Below are 15,895 nucleotides of genomic sequence, written 5' to 3'. Positions count from 1 at the left end.
CCCGGCAGAGGTTGCCCCGACGATGTTCACCGCGTCCGGCCACACGTGGATGACGAAGCCCTCCTGGTCGAGCTGCTGCACGAGCGGCGCATCTGCGCTGCCCGGCACCGGGCCGACATTCACCGGCACCAGGGTCGGATACGTGGACTGGGCCAGAGAGTACGTGGACTGCGGCAGCTGGACGCCTGTGGCGATCCCGATGACCCGGACAAGGTCGGCCGCGGCCGCCTGCGTGACGGTATCGGCATCGTCGGCCACCACGACCACGGCCTGGGCGGCTCCGTTGGCGACCAGGGTCACGGTCGAGGCCGTGGCCTGCCTGATGCGGGCATCCGGTGCACTGGCCACCGCGGGTGTTATGGCCGCCTGAACCGCCAGGGGCGCGATCGCGGCACCGGCAATCAGCCGCAAGACATTGCGCCTGTTGTGTTCCATTCAGCTAGTCCTCTCAGAGGGGCGTAGAGAATTCCGATCATTGGTGGGTGCGCCCGCCGGATCGGCCTCGTGGGCTGGAACGGCAACGGGGAAGATGCACGCCGCCCGAATGATCGGACCAGCGCCGCCCGCGGCTGCCGGAGGCATTTGGACTGGGCTCGCTGGCCCCGCCTCGTTCTCCGGCCCAGCCTCCAGGCCTACAAGCACCGGGCGGTCCCCGATTCGTTGTCGTTGAACCTAGGTCCTAGGTGGGATGATTGGCAAGAGGGCAGAGCCATCGCTCCTGAATTCCCACCGGGCCGCTGAGCCCATGCGGATGAGCCGCAACAAGACCGTAGCCGGACAACACTTGACCTAGGACCTAGGTGTTCATACATTGTTCACGAGGGCCTGCACGGCGCGGCTATCCGCCTCGGTGCGACAGGCCCTCTGTCCGAAGAGAGGTCGATCCCATGGCTGTGAAGATCCATCGCGACGAGAACGTCGCGAGGTGTCGAACGTGATCCGGTACGCGGTCGGACGTGTGGTCCGCCTCGTCCTGTCGCTGTTCGCGGTCTCATTGATCACGTTCGGCATGCTGCAGCTCGTCCCAGGGACTTTCGCTCAGTTGTCCGCGCTCAGCGCCACGTCGCTCGGATCGACTTCGGGACAGACGGATGTCGAGGCTACGCACGTCAGCGACCCGGCGGCGTGGCTGCAATACGTGACGTTCATGCGCGGGTTCCTCGTCTGGAACATGGGCCCGTCATACAAGTACCCTCAGAACAGCGTCGAGAGCCTTATCGGAGAGGCACTCCCGGTCTCGCTGACCCTCGCCACCCTCGCGATCATCGTGACCCTCCTGCTCGCGGTACCGATCGGGGTGATCGCCGCCCTGCGCAAAGGTCGACTGGCCGACACTGGCACGATGTTCGTCCTTACGCTCCTGCAGGCGCTGCCGGGCTACCTGTTCGCGCTTCTCCTGGTCCTCGTGTTCTCCGTCTGGCTGCGGGTTCTTCCGCTCAGTGGCTGGGAGAGCCCAGCGAACCTCGTCATTCCTGTGATTGCTCTCGCTGCATATCCGACCGCAATCCTCGCTCGCTACGTGCGCTCATCGATGCTCGAGTCACTCCGAGAGGAGTACGTCGTCGCAGCCCTCGCCAAAGGCGGGAAGCCCGGAACCGTCGTCGTGCGGCATGTGCTGCGCAACTCCCTGATTCCGCTCGTGACCGCGGTCGGCCCTATCTTCGCGAGCCTGACCATCGGAACGGTGTTCGTGGAGGTCCTTCTCGGGATACCTGGCATCGGTCGGCTGTTCACGCTTGCGGCGCGCACGCGTGACATGCCGCTGTTGATGGCGACCACGCTCGTCTTCGCTCTGATCCTCATGCTCGTGAACCTGCTCGTGGACCTTACATACGGGCTTCTGGACCCCAGGATCAGGCACGCCGAACAAGCGTCCCAGCGACGCCGGCTCGTTCGCCGCCGGCCCGAGCGGGCAGCGCCCGCCTCCGCCGGCCTATCCGTCAGCGCGATTCAAGGAGAGCGCCCATGACCGCCACGGCCGTCGACCGCGGTGACACAGCGTCACCTCGACCGCGAAGCGAGTTCCAACGCGGATGGGCACGTTTCAGCAAGCATCGCCTTGCCATGACTGGCCTTGTCTTCATCGCGATCCTCGTGGTGGTCGCTGTACTGGCTCCCGTCATCGCGCCGTACTCGTACACCGAGCAGGACCTTCTGGGGCGGCTTCAGCCCCCGATGAGCGCGGGGCATCTTCTGGGCACGGATGAACTCGGACGAGATGTGCTCTCACGGCTGCTGTTCAGCCTGCGCACCGCCCTGATGATCGGCTTCGGCGCAGAGGCCGTTGCCCTCGCGCTGGCACTCGCGATCGGGCTCTGGGCTGGTTATCGGGGTGGCCGGGCCGATCAGATCCTGATGGCATTCGTCGACGTGATGTTCGCCTTCCCGACGTACTTGTTCGCCGTCCTTCTCGTCGTCGTCTTGGGCCGTTCGCCCCTGTCGATTGTGATCGCGATCGGAGTGGCCTCGTGGGTCACCCAGGCGCGCCTGGTTCGCGCCCAGGTCCTCAAGCTGAAGAATTTCGAATTCGTCGAATCGGCACGCGCCATCGGCACTCCGGGAACGTCGATCGTGGTCCGGCACATCCTTCCTCTGGCTGTCGGGCCCCTGCTCGTGGCGACCAGTTTCGGCATCCCCGCGGCGATCATCGCCGAGTCCGGCCTTGCACTTCTCGGCCTCGGCGTCGCACCGCCAACTCCGTCCTGGGGCGGAATGATCCTCGACGGGTACACCTACGTGCTCACCAGCCCGCACCTGATCGCGGCGCCGGTCGCCCTGCTCGCACTCACCACGCTCGCGTTCACCTGGGTGGGCGATGGGCTCAGGGATGCGTTCGACTCGAATGAAGAGGTGGGATTGTGATGCCGGGCCCTGAACTGCATCTGTCGGCGGAGAAGCCACTGGTCGCGCAGGCACCGCTACTGTCCATCCGTGACCTTTCGGTGCGCTTCGGCGGCCGCGACAACAGCACCTCGGCGGTGCACTCGTTGTCTATGGACGTGCTCCCCGGCCGCTCCGTCGCCCTCGTCGGCGAGTCTGGATCCGGCAAGACCGTGTCGATGCGCTCTCTTCTCCGGCTGCTCCCGGAGGGCGCCGAGGTTCATGGCTCCGCAGTGCTGGCAGGCCGCGAACTGCTCACGCTGTCAGACGAGGAGATCCGGCAAGTGCGCGGCCGCCAAGTCGCGATGGTCTTCCAAAACGCGTTGTCAGCGCTCAACCCGACACGAACGCTGAAAGTACAGCTGACCGAACACCTCCGCTGGCACCATGTCTGCAGTCAGCGTGAGGCGCACGAGCGCGCGGTCGAAGCGCTGCGGCGAGTCGGCATCCCCGAGCCCGAGCGTCGGATCAACATGTATCCGTTCCAACTCTCAGGCGGCATGCGCCAGCGCGCGACCATCGCGATGGCCATCGTCACCGAGCCATCAGTGCTGATCGCCGACGAGCCCACCACCGCTCTCGACGTGACGGTCCAGCGCCAGGTGCTCGACGTGCTCAGGCAGCTGAGAGAAGACGGGCTCGCGATCATCATGGTGACGCATGACCTCGGAGTCGCCCGCTACCTGTGCGACGACGTTGTCGTGATGCGGCACGGGAAGGTCGTCGAGACCGCGCCGATTGAGGAATTCGTCTCGCACCCGCGCGCCCAGTACTCCCGCGAACTCACGAATTCCTCGCCTGAGATCCGGATCGCCCCACTCGCCGCGGAGACGGCCACGCCCGTCGCGCAGCCGGCGACGCCGCTGCTGCATGCGAAAGGGCTCCAGAAGACGTTCCACGGGCGCGGAGGCGATGTGCTGGCCGTGGCAGGCGTCGACATCGACGTCGCGCCCGGCGAGACCCTCGCCGTCGTCGGGGAATCTGGGAGCGGAAAGTCCACGCTGGCTCGACTCGCGATGGGGCTGATTGCATCGGACGCCGGCGTGGTCGAGTTCGACGGTGCCAACGTCAGCGAGATGCGACGCGACGCGCGACGAGACTTCCGCCGGCGCACACAGATGGTGTTCCAGAACCCCTTTGGTTCGCTGCTCCCGCACCGCAGCATCGCCGACAACATCGCCGAACCGCTCCGTGTCCATGGCGTCGGGAGCAAGGGGCGCCGGTACGCCAGAGCGCTCGAACTCATGGCCCTCGTCGGACTACCCACCGAGCGCGCAGGCGACTATCCGCGCCAGTTCTCCGGGGGCCAGCAGCAACGGGTCGCGATCGCTCGAGCGCTCGCACTAGATCCCGATCTGCTCATCTGCGACGAGCCCACCTCCGCGCTCGATGTCTCCATCCAAGCCCAGGTGCTCGATCTGCTCGACGAGCTCAAGAGCACCCTGAATCTGTCGATGCTCTTCATCACCCACAACCTCGCGGTCGCCCAGCGGATGAGCGACCGTATCGCGGTGATGAGATCGGGCAGGATCGTCGAATCAGCAGGCAGCGATGCGCTTTTCGCGAACCCGCTGCACCCATATACCCGAGCCCTGATCTCAGCGGTCCTCCCTGTGAGGTCTGCGGCTCGGCCATTGCACCTCGCGGTCGGCCCGGATGCCGACGGCGGAGAGATCCGAGAAGTCGCTCCGGGCCACCTGGTGCGCGCACATAGAGAGGAAGTGGAATGAAGACTCGAGGCAGTCGGCGTTGGCGTTTCGCCGCCGCGATCGCCGCGCTGGCAATGGTTGTGGCCACGTCGGCGTGCAGCTTCAGCGGGAAGACCCCAGGACCAGACGCCAGCCAAGGCGGCGTCCTCCGCATCTCGATGATACCGGTGACGACGCTTGATCCCGCAGTCGCCGGCAACTCCTCGTACGGGCAGATCCTGATGCTCGGGCTGTACGAGGGTCTCGTCGTGATCAACAAGGACGATCCTCTCCATGTGACGGAAGGAGCAGCGAAGAGCTGGGACATCTCGAGCGACGGCCTGAAGTACACGTTCCACCTCCGGGACGGCGCACGCTGGTCCAACGGCGACCCAGTTACCGCGGAAGACTTCGCCTGGAACTTCAAGCGCATCCTCACCCCCGGCGTTGCGGGCAAGGGGACACCGTCCTACAACGCCCAAATCGGCATCAAGGGTGCCGCGGACTTCATGACCGGCGCGTCGAAGGACTTCTCGACCGTCGGCGTAGAGGCAAAGGACTCCAGCACGCTGGTGCTCACCCTGGACCGGCCCAACGCAGACTTCCTGGTGCAGCTCGCGTCGTACTGGGCGCTCCCGCTGAACCCGAAGGCGGTCGAAAAGAACGGCACCGACTGGTCGCAGCCCAAGAACTGGGTGAGCAACGGGGCTTACACGCTGACCAATTTCACCGTGAACCAGGGTGCGACCCTTACGAAGAACGACAAGTACTGGGACGCCAAGGACTACCCGATCACCGCGGTGAACGTCACCTTCAACGACGGAGGCACGACTGCGGATCTGCTGGCCTACCAGCAGGACAAGCTGGACATCACGGGCCGCATCGAGGCAGACCTTGGTGCTGTGACGTCGTCCAACGTGTCGGCTCAGCTCGTCAGCTCGCCGACCAACCAGGTGAGCCAGCTGGTGGTCATGAGCAGCCAGAACCCGGTGCTCACAGACGTTCGCGTCCGTCAGGCGCTGGCAGAGGCGATCGACCGCAACGAGGTCGCAAAGGTCGCCAAGCCCTCCGTAGCCGGTCCGTCGCTCGTGCCCGCAGCCGTGAAGCAGAGCCCTGATTTCAAGGCGATTCCTTCGGATGCATCCCACGCCAAGCAACTGCTCGCTCAGGCCGGCTATCCCGACGGCAAGGGTATGCCGACAATCACGCTGCTCGACTACCAGCGCACCCCGTGGGTCGAGGCCGTGGCGCAGATGTGGCGCGACAAGCTCGGCATCAACGTCACGATCGATGTTCAGGAAGTCGGCGTCTACGGCACCAAGCGCGCAGAGCTGCACGGTCCTGACTACGTAGGCTTCTACGTACAGACAGGTGGATTCAACCCACCCACCCTGCTCTCGAACGCACTGACCGCGCGAGGGTCCGCCCCTGCGATGGACGGCGTCAACATGATGAGCGTCGAGGCGTCCAAGCAGTACGCCCAGGCCAGGGCGGCGGGCGCCGATGCAAAGGCCCTCTCCGCGATCCTTGACAAGGGCCGCCTCGCCGAGAACGCCAGGGTCATCAGCCTCACGGACAAGGCGCTCGGCGAGACCGATCCCCAGAAGCAGCTCGGCCTGCTCGTCGATGCCCAGACAGCTCGGAACGAGACCTACAACACCATTCCGGTGCTCTGGGGCGGCTACAACCTGCTTGTGAAGCCGCGGGTCAAGAACCTCAAGCCGTGGTACTACGGTTCGGTGTACTCCCTCAAGGGTGTGACCATCGAGAACTAGTAGCGTCCGGTGCTGAACCGTTGTCCGCATGAAAAGGCTGAATGAGCTGGCGGGCAACGGTTCGGTGCTGTCTGGAGTTGGTACGAGCGCAATGGAAAGCGGAAGACCATGAAGGTGCTGGTTGTCGGCGGGAGCGGCGCGGTCGGTCGTATGACCGTTCCGTATCTGGCCGAGCGATTCGACGTGAGAATCTATGACCTGCAGGATCCCGGACAGGTCGACGGCGTCCGTGTCTACGTCGGAGACGTGACCGACTATTCCGCGGTTGAAGCCGCGGTAAAGGGCTGCGATGCCATGATCTACATGGCCATGGGGTCGAAGCAGGGGTGGAACGCGAGCCCCACGTGGGCGGCATCGCAATTCGACGTCAACATCAAGGGCCTGCACACATGCCTGGTCGCGGCAAGCGCGGCGGGGTGCAGCAAGGCGGTCGTGGCAAGTTCGATGTCGGTCTTCGCAGACTATCTTGATCCGCGACAACAGTCTGCACCCCCTGCGGCGACTGACGTGTACGGCCTCACAAAGCGACTAGGCGAGCAGGTCGCTCACGCCGTGGCTGAGCGCGAAGGCATCGACGTGGTGGTACTACGGCTGGTCGGACCAATGGACGACGAGAGCTGGGCCGTGTACGACGATCCTCGCTACATCGACGTGGTCACCTCAGGCACCGACGTCGCCCGCGCGTTCGCTGCCGCGTTGACTCACCGCCCCGAGGGCGGGTTTGATACGTTCACCGTGGCCGGCGACTTTGCGCACACATCCCTGGATCTGACGCGGACGCGCGAGGTCCTCGGTTGGGTCCCGCGTTCGAGGCGCCGCACCTGAAGGACAGGAGGCTCGCCCTGGTGATCGACTGTTGATCACGAGGGCGAGCCTCGGCCGAGTTCTCAGGCAAGGCCCCCAGGTTGGCGTCTTCCGTGCGCTCTCTCCCGTACGGCATCGAACTCGGCCGCCCCGTCACGGCTGAGCACGTCCTTCCGACACCAGTGCTTCGCGAGCGTTCGCCACTATCCGCGTTGTGCGGGTGAGCGCCGTCACCCTGTCGGCATTGACTCGTGCGCACGGACGGAGCATCCCTCGGCCCTCAGACCAGGATGTCGATCAGAATATGCGGGCAATGTTCGGCGAGACGAGTGGGTATCTAATGAATACCTCCGGATCGTGCGACGGCAACGGAATCAGCCTTTCGCTCAGGGCTTTCGCGAGGAACCCTGTATTCCGTTCAGCGTCCGAGAACACGCCTATAGGCCGTTGAGCTTCCACATTCTCGATGAGATAGCACTCGTCGCCGGTAATGACGTAGTCACGCTGGCGCCTGCCGACGGTGACTACGGATGATCCTGGCGTATGGCCGTCGACGACGGAGAAGGTCATGCCGTCGGCGACGGAAACCTGCCCAGTTGTCCGGATCACTTCAGCTCTGCGCATGGCTGCGCGAGTGGCGTGTGAACCACTCGCGAGAATGCTCTGGTAGGTCGCTTCCGCGACGACCACTCGCGCATTGGGGTACAGATCGAGGTTGTCGACGTGGTCAAAATGTCCGTGCGTTATGCAGACGGTGTCCACGCGAAGCGGATCGAGAATGGATCTCATCTCCTTCGCGACGTCCAGTAACCGGACACCCCATTGGGCGGCCGTCGCTGTGTCGCGGAACCCGACGTCGACGAGAGTGGTGATGCCCATTTTGCGTGCGACGTAGAACGACCATGCGATCGGCCTCATCGACTTCGGGTCGCCGTCGCGAAAGATGTGCCGTTCACTCAGACGCGAGACGCCGTACCGCACCGCATACAACTCTGCTGTATCGCCCGGGAGCGGACCGGCCGAGTCAAGCAGCTCGTCTGGCTCTTCTCTAATCGGCATTGATGCGTTCATTGCGAGCTCGCCTAGGCAGGTGCCGTAGGGCCGGCGCAAGCGGCAGGTCGGGACACGCCTGATCCCGAGTTGGGATGTCGGGATCGCCTGCGCCGGGACTGCGTGCTCAGCATGTCCTGAGGAAGTCTCCGAGGACTCGAGTGCCAAAGCGGAGAGCGTCGAGTGGCACGCGCTCATCAATGCCGTGGAACATAGGCGCGAAGTCGAGGTCGGGCGGCAGGCGCAGTGGCGCGAATCCGTAGCCGGAGATGCCGAGGCGCGCGAGGGCCTTGGCGTCGCTTCCACCCGAAAGGCAGTAGGGCAGCACGTCTGCTTCGGGGTCTGCCCGCTGAAGCGAGCGGCTCATGGCGTCCACGATGTCGGACTCCCAGGGGGCTTCGAGGGCGATGTCGCGATGCACGACTTCGACTTCCACATGCTCGCCGGCGAGCCTGCGGATGGTGTCCATGACAGACTCCTCGTGGCCGGGCAGGAAGCGGCAGTCGAGCGCAGCCGTGGCGGTCTGGGGGATGACATTGTGCTTGTAGCCCGCGCTGAGCATTGTGAGGTTGGTTGTGTTCCTCAGGGTGGCCGCGACGAATCCCGCCTGCTGGCCCAGCTCTGCGACGAGCGGCTCGGGCCCGGGTGCCCACGGGACCTGGGTGATGTCGCTGAGGCCCTCGAGCAGGGCCCGGACCGGGCCGATGTACTCGATCGGCCATGGGTGGGCTGCGATGCGGCCCATGGCCTCGACGAGGTGGGTGATCGCGTTGTCCTGGTTCGGCATGGAGCCGTGGCCTGCTCGGCCGCGGGCACGCAGACGCAGCCAGGCGATCCCCTTCTCCGCGGTCTGAAGGAGGTAAACCCGGCGCGATCCTGCCGGGCTGCCCAGCGTTACGCTGAACCCCCCGACCTCGCCTACAGCCTCGGTCACGCCTTCGAACCACTCGGGGTGGCGGTCCACGAGCCAATGGCTTCCCTGCAGGCCACCGGCCTCCTCGTCGGCGAAGAAGACGAAGGTCGTGGGACGTGCCGGCTTCGTGCCGGTGCGTGCCAACTGGCGGATGTTAGCCAGGATCATCGCGTCCATGCCCTTCATGTCAACTGCCCCCCGGCCCCAGATGCAGCCGTCGAGCTCTTCGGCCGCGAAGGGGTCGACCCGCCAGTCGGCGGGATCGGCGGGAACGACATCGAGGTGGCCGTGGACGGCCAGACCTGGCCGCGTCGGATCCGCCCCGTCCATCCTCAGTGCAACGGTGGCCCGCCCGGGAGCACTCTCGTAGAGGGTGCCCTCGAGGCCCACCTCCGCCAGCTGCTCCATGACGTATTCGGCGGCCTTTCGTTCTCCGGGTCCGCTGCCGTCGCCGTAGTTCGACGTGTCGATGCGGATGAGGTCGGAACAGATCCTGGCGACCTCGTCCTGTGCGCTGGCGGCACTGGGCCGGTTGGTGTGGTCCGTCATCGGATTCGATTCCGCTCCCCGTGCATCACTGCGGCTCAGGAGAAGCTCCAGATAGGCTTCTGGCGGGCTCTGCGCCAGATGCGGTCGAATTCGGGGGAGCCGTCGTCGGTCCGGACCTCCAGGCTAGCCCCGACCGGCTGGACAGCAACGTTGTGGTTGACCCGGCAGTCCTCCCACATCTGGAGCATGTCGCCATACATACGGGTCCCTGCGGTCCCGGTGTTGAAGGTGAGCAGGTGCCGGGGCGTCTGGACGCGGTAGGCCGGGGGGACGCGGTACCGTTCGAGGGCGTTCCTGTCCAGGGTGATGCCGAGTCCGGGTTCAGTCGGAACCTTCACGTGGCCTCCGGCGATCGCGAGGGGTTTTTCGATGAGATCGTCGGCGAAGGTGTTCATTCCCGTGACCATCGGCCAGGAGGCGTGGGTGAGGACCGCGCCGAGGTGGGTAGTGAAGGCCGTCGTGATCCCGCTTCCGACGACTTGGAGCCAGAAGGTCTTGTTGAACGCCGCAGCGGTGATCCCCTGGCTCAAGATGCCGCTCATGCCCGGCGTGCACACGGCGACGAAGGCGTCCAGCGCGTCGTCCCGCATCCACACGGGGAAGAGGTCCTTGCGGTAGTGCTCGGCCAGCGGGCGGCGGATGCGGCCGCGCAGCTGCTGTTGCCCGATCATGTCGTCTTGGCGGATGGGGCTCTCGTACAGGCCGATCTTGGGCAGCTCGTCGAGCTCGGACAGGACCGGAAGTGCCTCCCCGGGGCTGCGGAGCATCCCGTTCCAGTCGATGTCGATGAGGTAGTCCTCCGGGGTGGCGGCAGCGATGGCCTTCACCTGCTCGCGTACGTCGAACCACGGCCTGGCCTTGAACTTGTGCGCGAGGTAGCCCTCGTCGAGGGCCTGCCTCGCCTCCCGGGCCAGGAGTTCGGGGGGCATCTTCGTGTTCCACCACGAGATGGGGCACCAGTCCCTGACCGCAGGCAGCCCCAGAAGGCGGTGGGCGGGCACTTCGAGCGCCTGACCCACGGCATCCAGCAGCGCGATCTGGAGCCCAGCCCCGAGCGAGTCGTCGAAGAGATGCTCCGCCGGGTTTGTGCCGATGACGGAGGCGATCTTCTCGTCGGTCACGCGCTGCCAGGTGTAGTCGACAAGGGTCTCACCCACCCCGAGAACGCCCTCGGCATTGGTGTGAACCTCTAGTACCTCGATGAGGCCCCAGCCCGAGACCAGCAGGTCGTTCCACGGCTTGACCCGTTCCCTGAAGGGGAGGTGGATCATGGTGCGCTTCACGTCGAGGATCCTGAGGTTGTCCGCTGCGGCCATCTGGTCTGCTCCAATGCTCTGTCGGAATCGGCTTCTGCCGGTTCAATGTTCCGCTTCTCCCAGTTCGCGAGGCTCCTCTGGGCGGGCGCCGCTGTCGCGGGCCGGCTGCGACCGGTCGGGTCGGGCGGTGCCCGGGCCGGCATCCGGGCACTGGCCAACCCGACCGGTCGTCCGCCCTAGGCTGCGGCCAGAGCGCTCTCGAGGCGCTTCGCCTGATCCGGCGTGAGCCCCAACAGCGGCGCGCGGCTCGCCCCGGAAGGGCGCCCCATGATCCCCAGGAGCGCGCGGTAGACGGCGAGATCGCCGGCCTCGCCGCGGAACTGGGACACCAAGCCCGCGACCCGGGCGATCGGCTGCCACGCCGCACGGGCGGCGGCCAGGTCCGAGGCAGCCATGGCGTCCCAGAGCCGGACGGCCTCGGGGACGATCACGTTGAGCACCCCGCTGACCCAGGCATGCGCCCCACCCGCCAAGCCCTCGAGCGGGCTGCTGATCCCGCCGTAGAAGACCCGGAACGAATCGTCCGTCGCCATCCGGATCTCATGGATCTGGTTCACCGTCGGCAGCGTGCTCTTGACCGCATGGGCGACGCCCTCGGCGTGGAGGAGGGCCAGGTCGGAGACCGAGACTGGGTCTGCCGCCGAATTGGCGGGGATGTTGTAGACCATCAGCGGCATGCCCACGTTCCCCACCGCGCGGTAATGCGTGAGCACCTCGAGCCTGTTGGGACGCTGGAAGTACGGCTGGACCACCAGGACACCGTCGGCGCCGGCCTGCTGTGCATGTTCGGTCAGCGACACCGATTCGGCAGTCGAGTACCGCCCGCTGCCCACGATCACCGGCACCCGGCCGGCCACGGCAGAAACGGCGGTGTCGATCAGTCGCCTGTGTTCGGCGAGGTCCATGCCGACGAACTCCCCACTGGTGCCCCCGACGATGAGCCCGTGGGCTCCCTGGCCGACCAGCCAGTCGATATGCTCGGCAGTCATGTCGTAGTCCACCTCGCCCCCTGGGGTGAAATGGGTGAGCGCGGCAGGGTAGACACCGGTCCATCCGACCTTGATCCCGACCATGGTCCTCTTCCTATCGCTCGGGGGTTGATATCCTCAGCCGATTTTAGCATTATGATCTGACCTAGGACATAAGTTCAGGAGCTGAGCTGATTTGAACATCGGTTGGATAGGTGCGGGCCTGATGGGCGCCCCCATGGTGCGGCGCCTGCTCGAGGCAGGACACGAAGTCACGCTGTACACGCGCTCGGGCTCCCCGCCCGCGTCCCTGACAGGCTTGGACCTGCCAGTCGCGAACAGTGTCGGGGAGCTCGCCCGAACCAGCGAGGTCGTCTTTACGATCCTCGGCGGCCCCCGGGACGTGGAGGAGGTCTATCTCTCTGCGGACGGACTGGCCTCCAACACGCGGATAGGTGCGGTCCTCGTGGACATGACAACGTCGTCGGTGGAAGTCGCCCAGAGGGTGGCCTCCGCCGCGTCCGAAAGGGGAGCCCACGCATTGGATGCTCCCGTCAGCGGCGGACCCTTCGGTGCAGAGTCCGGGTCCCTGTCGATCATGGTCGGCGGGAGCGCCTCGGCACTTGACCGGGTGCGCGACGTCCTCTCGGTCCTCGGCCGGGTCGTCGTCCACCACGGAGGCAGCGGGGCAGGCCAGTGTGCCAAGCTCGTGAACCAGCTGGTCGTCGCCGCGGTCACCGAATCGTGCGCGGAGGCCTTCCTCGTTGCCCGGCGGGCCGGACTCGACATCCGGAATGTGGCACAGTCCCTTTCGGCCGGTGCCGCTGGATCGCCGCTTTCCCGCTTCGTCCTCGAACGCCTCGACGCGGGCGACCGGACGCCGGGCTTCAAGGTCTCCCACCTGCGCAAGGACCTCGACCTGGTCGTCGGCGAGGGCGAGCGGCTCGGGCTCCGTCTTCCCCTTGCGGAACTGGCCCGTGACGCAGCCGTCGAAGTCGAACGCTCTCTCGGCGGCAATGTCGGGACCCAGATGATCGGGTCCAGGCTTGCTCCCATGGCTGCCCTCGCACCGAGGGGCGGAGAGCTACCGTGAGCGCACAGTCCTTCGACGAGCCCACCGGCCGGACCCCTGTCGTCGACGCGCACGTCCATGTCGGGCGCGAGAAGTACCGCCCACTCGAGGAGTACTGGCACGACGCCCAGGAATGCGGGGTGGATCGGGCATTCCTGGTCCAGTACATGGGCCATTACGACAACGCCTACATTGCGGGCTGCGTCCGCACCGCCCCCAGCAGCTTCGTCGGAATAGCGATGGTCGACATGGCCGGTCCCGATGTGCTCACCGACATCGAGAAGGTGGCCCGCGATGGGGCGTTCGCCGGCATCCGGCTCGAGGCCCGCAGCCGTTCCGCCGGTGCGGACCCGTACGAAGCCTGGCGTGCCATCGCCGCCGCAGGGCTGGCCGCATCGGTGCGCGGGCCGCTCGAAGACATCCTCGAGCCGTCCTTCGCCGAGATGCTGGATGAAGTCCCCGGGCTGGCCCTGCGCTTCGAGCACTCGGCATTCTTCCGCTACCGGCACCACTCGGCCGCGCAGCTCGAACGCCTCATGGAGATGTCCCGTCGGCCACGGACCTACCTGATGTGGTCGGGGTACTACGACTTCAGCGACGAGCCCTATCCGCACAAGGATGCCTACCCGTTCCTCAAGGAGTCGCTGGCCGCCTTCGGCGCCCACCGGATCATGTGGGCGGGGGACTGGAACCGCAACGACCTGGACCCGCAGCGTCCCGAGGACTACTACCGGAGGGCCGTCTGGCACGCCTACGACGCCCTGCCGTTCGTCGGCGACACCGACCTCGCACAGATCATGGGTCTCAGCGCCCTCCGATACGTCAAAGAGTCCACCGCCTTCACCGGCGGCAGACCGGAAGGCGCAGGCCCACTGTGAACCGGCTGTCCCACATGACCACCGACGAGGCCCGAGAAGCGCTCCGCAGGGCCTCCGTGGCGATCCTCCCGATCGGCGCCACCGAGCAGCACGGCCCGCACCTCGAACTGCGCACCGACACGGCCCTGGCATCCGCACTGGCCGCCGAGCTTGCCGCCGGCCTCGGTGACCGCGCCGTCGTACTGCCGGAGATCGGCTATGGCCTCTCCGAGCACCACCTGCCCTTCGCCGGAACCCTCACACTGCGGCCGACCACCCTGCGGGCGGTGCTGCTGGACATCCTCGAGTCGATCCGCCACCACGGCATCGACAAGGTCCTCATCGTCAACGGCCACGGAGGCAACATCGACGCCATCCGCCTGGTGGCAAGGGAGGCACTGCGCGACTTCGGCATGCAGGTCGCCCACCTGATGTGGGCCCAGCTGGCACGGGACGCGATCGCCGACGAGGCCGGACCGAGCTGGCGCAGGAACCACGCGTGCGAGATCGAGACCTCGCTTGCCATGGTCCTGGACGAAAGCCTCCTCAGGCCGGACCGCATCGGCGAATCGCATCTGATCGGAGCCAAGGACGACTTCACCGAACCCACGAACGCCTCCGTTGACCTGCCGATCTGGTTCGACGCCTGGACGGAGACCGGTGCCCTGGGCGACCCGCGCCGTGCCTCGGCCCAGCGAGGCGAGCGGATAGCCGCCGAGGCCAGCGCCAACGCCTTGGCATTCGCCCTCCAGTTCCTCGAGGGACGGCCGCGCAGCAGGCCAGAGAACCCACGTACCCCGACGCACGCCTCCCGGCCGCGTCCCTGACGAAGGAATCCACGTGAAGATCACCGCCGTGCGCCAATGGGTCGCCGAATTCGGCTACTACAACGCGCACTACGTCCGCATCGAGACAGATTCCGGGGTCGTCGGCGAGTCCGAGGTCGGCATGCGCCGCAGATCCCGCACTGTCGCAGCGCTCATCGAGGAGCTCGGTGAATACCTGATTGGCAAGGACCCGACAGCCATCGAGCAGCACTCCGAGCGCCTCTACCGGGACTCCTTCCTCGGCGGCACACTGCTGACCATCGGCATCTCGGCTCTCGACAACGCCCTCTGGGACCTCAACGGCCGCGACCTCGGCGTCCCGGTCCACAGGCTCCTCGGGGGCAAATTCCGCGACACCGTGCCCGTGTACACACACGCCAGGGCAACGGAGACCCCGGAGCTCTTCGCCCAGGAGATCAGGGACCGGCTCGACAAGGGCTTCACCGCGATCAAGACCACCCTGCCCGGCTTCTACACCAAGGTCTCCAGCGTCCACCACGACGTGCCCGCGGCCATCCCGGCCCGGCTCACCGAGACCGAAGCGCTTCCGAACTGGGTCTGGCCCATGATCGCTGAGTACTTCGAGGCCGCCCGAGAGGAGGCCGGACCGGACGTGAAGTTCATGCTGGACTGCCACGGACGCCTCAACGTCGCCAATGCCCTCCGGCTCGCTGACACACTGGAACCGTTCAACCTGACCTTCATCGAAGAGCCGGTGCCCTACGAGAGGGCCGACTGGATGCGCGAGGTCGCCAGCCGCTCGACCACCCCCATCGCCTCGGGCGAGCGGTGGGCCAACCACTACGGCGCCGCGCCATTCCTCGAACAGCGCGCCGTGAGCGTCGCACAGCCGGACGTGGCCTGGTGCGGGGGGATCACCGCAGCCAAGAAGATCTCGGCCCTGGCCGAGACACAGGGGATCTCCATGGCCTTCCACAACCCCTTCGGCCCCCTCGCCAGCGCTGCCACCTGGCAGCTCGCCGCCACACTGCCGAACTTCATGATCTCTGAATCCATGATCACCCCCGAGCAGTCGGTCTACTGGGACCGCTATACGGAGAACCCGCCCGAGGTCCGCAACGGCGAATGGCGTGTGAGCGACGCCCCGGGGCTGGGCACCCGCCTGCGCATCGAGGAGATCGAGAAGCACCCCCCACGCTACGAGTACGACCGGAACGGGACCCGCTGACCAAGCC

Annotated in this window: 14 protein-coding genes; 9 read left to right on the top strand and 5 right to left on the bottom strand. The window is 66.2% G+C overall.

The window, feature by feature from the left end:
• Positions 1–435, bottom strand: a 435-nt coding sequence (locus SPF06_RS21440; protein WP_323281197.1) for a hypothetical protein, incomplete at its 3' end; no start/stop codon positions are given.
• Between the two features lie 490 nt (positions 436–925).
• Between SPF06_RS21440 and SPF06_RS21435 the strand changes: the two genes are divergently transcribed.
• From SPF06_RS21435 to SPF06_RS21415, 5 genes are all read left to right on the top strand, one after another.
• Positions 926–1,969, top strand: coding sequence for an ABC transporter permease (locus SPF06_RS21435; RefSeq protein ID WP_323281196.1), 1,044 nt, complete (start codon positions 926–928; stop codon positions 1,967–1,969).
• A complete protein-coding gene (locus SPF06_RS21430) occupies positions 1,966–2,862 on the top strand; it encodes an ABC transporter permease (protein WP_323281195.1) in 897 nt (298 codons plus the stop codon). The genes SPF06_RS21435 and SPF06_RS21430 overlap by 4 nt, the downstream gene beginning before the upstream one ends.
• The gene (locus SPF06_RS21425; protein ID WP_323281194.1) at positions 2,862–4,610 is read left to right on the top strand and encodes an ABC transporter ATP-binding protein; all 1,749 of its coding nucleotides are present in this window, start codon (positions 2,862–2,864) and stop codon (positions 4,608–4,610) included. Before SPF06_RS21430 ends, SPF06_RS21425 begins: the two co-directional genes overlap by 1 nt.
• Positions 4,607–6,343 (top strand): peptide ABC transporter substrate-binding protein, encoded by a 1,737-nt coding sequence (locus SPF06_RS21420; RefSeq protein ID WP_323281193.1) that lies wholly within the window; start codon positions 4,607–4,609, stop codon positions 6,341–6,343. Before SPF06_RS21425 ends, SPF06_RS21420 begins: the two co-directional genes overlap by 4 nt.
• Positions 6,344–6,451: 108 nt before the next feature.
• A complete protein-coding gene (locus SPF06_RS21415; protein ID WP_323281192.1) occupies positions 6,452–7,168 on the top strand; it encodes an NAD-dependent epimerase/dehydratase family protein in 717 nt (238 codons plus the stop codon).
• Positions 7,169–7,444: 276 nt separating this feature from the next.
• Here SPF06_RS21415 and SPF06_RS21410 read toward each other — a convergent pair whose 3' ends face one another.
• The 4 genes from SPF06_RS21410 to SPF06_RS21395 form a co-directional block, all read right to left on the bottom strand.
• Positions 7,445–8,218 carry an MBL fold metallo-hydrolase gene (locus SPF06_RS21410; protein ID WP_323281191.1) on the bottom strand — a complete coding sequence of 258 codons (774 nt, stop codon included), beginning with the start codon at positions 8,216–8,218 and terminating at the stop codon, positions 7,445–7,447.
• A gap of 106 nt (positions 8,219–8,324) precedes the next feature.
• Positions 8,325–9,659: a M20/M25/M40 family metallo-hydrolase gene (locus SPF06_RS21405; protein ID WP_323281190.1), complete on the bottom strand. Its 1,335-nt coding sequence runs from the start codon at positions 9,657–9,659 to the stop codon at positions 8,325–8,327.
• A 35-nt stretch (positions 9,660–9,694) separates the two neighbouring features.
• Positions 9,695–10,975 carry a mandelate racemase/muconate lactonizing enzyme family protein gene (locus SPF06_RS21400; protein WP_323281189.1) on the bottom strand — a complete coding sequence of 427 codons (1,281 nt, stop codon included), beginning with the start codon at positions 10,973–10,975 and terminating at the stop codon, positions 9,695–9,697.
• Between the two features lie 176 nt (positions 10,976–11,151).
• Positions 11,152–12,048 carry a dihydrodipicolinate synthase family protein gene (locus SPF06_RS21395; protein WP_323281188.1) on the bottom strand — a complete coding sequence of 299 codons (897 nt, stop codon included), beginning with the start codon at positions 12,046–12,048 and terminating at the stop codon, positions 11,152–11,154.
• 91 nt (positions 12,049–12,139) lie between these two features.
• On the opposite strand from SPF06_RS21395, the gene SPF06_RS21390 reads away from it, so the two are divergent.
• Genes SPF06_RS21390 through SPF06_RS21375 form a run of 4 tightly spaced genes read left to right on the top strand, consistent with a single transcriptional unit; the run spans position 12,140 to position 15,888 of the window.
• Complete coding sequence (locus tag SPF06_RS21390; protein ID WP_323281187.1) at positions 12,140–13,036, top strand: NAD(P)-dependent oxidoreductase; 897 nt, start codon at positions 12,140–12,142, stop codon at positions 13,034–13,036.
• Entirely contained in the window at positions 13,033–13,893 is an 861-nt protein-coding gene (locus SPF06_RS21385) for an amidohydrolase family protein (protein ID WP_323281186.1), read from the top strand. Before SPF06_RS21390 ends, SPF06_RS21385 begins: the two co-directional genes overlap by 4 nt.
• Before the next feature lie 14 nt (positions 13,894–13,907).
• Positions 13,908–14,699: a creatininase family protein gene (locus tag SPF06_RS21380; protein WP_323281185.1), complete on the top strand. Its 792-nt coding sequence runs from the start codon at positions 13,908–13,910 to the stop codon at positions 14,697–14,699.
• A 13-nt stretch (positions 14,700–14,712) separates the two neighbouring features.
• Positions 14,713–15,888 (top strand): mandelate racemase/muconate lactonizing enzyme family protein, encoded by a 1,176-nt coding sequence (locus SPF06_RS21375; protein ID WP_323281184.1) that lies wholly within the window; start codon positions 14,713–14,715, stop codon positions 15,886–15,888.
• Positions 15,889–15,895: the final 7 nt, after the last annotated feature.

The organism is Sinomonas terricola (assembly GCF_034931225.1).
GTDB lineage: Bacteria > Actinomycetota > Actinomycetes > Actinomycetales > Micrococcaceae > Sinomonas > Sinomonas terricola.
The sequence above is the reverse complement of the archived record's forward strand: the minus strand, read 5'-3'. Positions and strand labels throughout refer to the sequence as shown.

Excerpts from the sequence above, each read along its gene's own strand:
- SPF06_RS21395 (WP_323281188.1), bottom strand. The coding sequence starts at position 12,048 with ATGGTCGGGATCAAGGTCGGATGGACCGGTGTCTACCCTGCCGCGCTC.
- SPF06_RS21415 (WP_323281192.1), top strand. The coding sequence starts at position 6,452 with ATGAAGGTGCTGGTTGTCGGCGGGAGCGGCGCGGTCGGTCGTATGACC.
- SPF06_RS21420 (WP_323281193.1), top strand. The coding sequence starts at position 4,607 with ATGAAGACTCGAGGCAGTCGGCGTTGGCGTTTCGCCGCCGCGATCGCC.
- SPF06_RS21430 (WP_323281195.1), top strand. The coding sequence starts at position 1,966 with ATGACCGCCACGGCCGTCGACCGCGGTGACACAGCGTCACCTCGACCG.
- SPF06_RS21400 (WP_323281189.1), bottom strand. The coding sequence starts at position 10,975 with ATGGCCGCAGCGGACAACCTCAGGATCCTCGACGTGAAGCGCACCATG.
- SPF06_RS21425 (WP_323281194.1), top strand. The coding sequence starts at position 2,862 with ATGCCGGGCCCTGAACTGCATCTGTCGGCGGAGAAGCCACTGGTCGCG.
- SPF06_RS21405 (WP_323281190.1), bottom strand. The coding sequence starts at position 9,659 with ATGACGGACCACACCAACCGGCCCAGTGCCGCCAGCGCACAGGACGAG.
- SPF06_RS21380 (WP_323281185.1), top strand. The coding sequence starts at position 13,908 with ATGACCACCGACGAGGCCCGAGAAGCGCTCCGCAGGGCCTCCGTGGCG.
- SPF06_RS21410 (WP_323281191.1), bottom strand. The coding sequence starts at position 8,218 with ATGAACGCATCAATGCCGATTAGAGAAGAGCCAGACGAGCTGCTTGAC.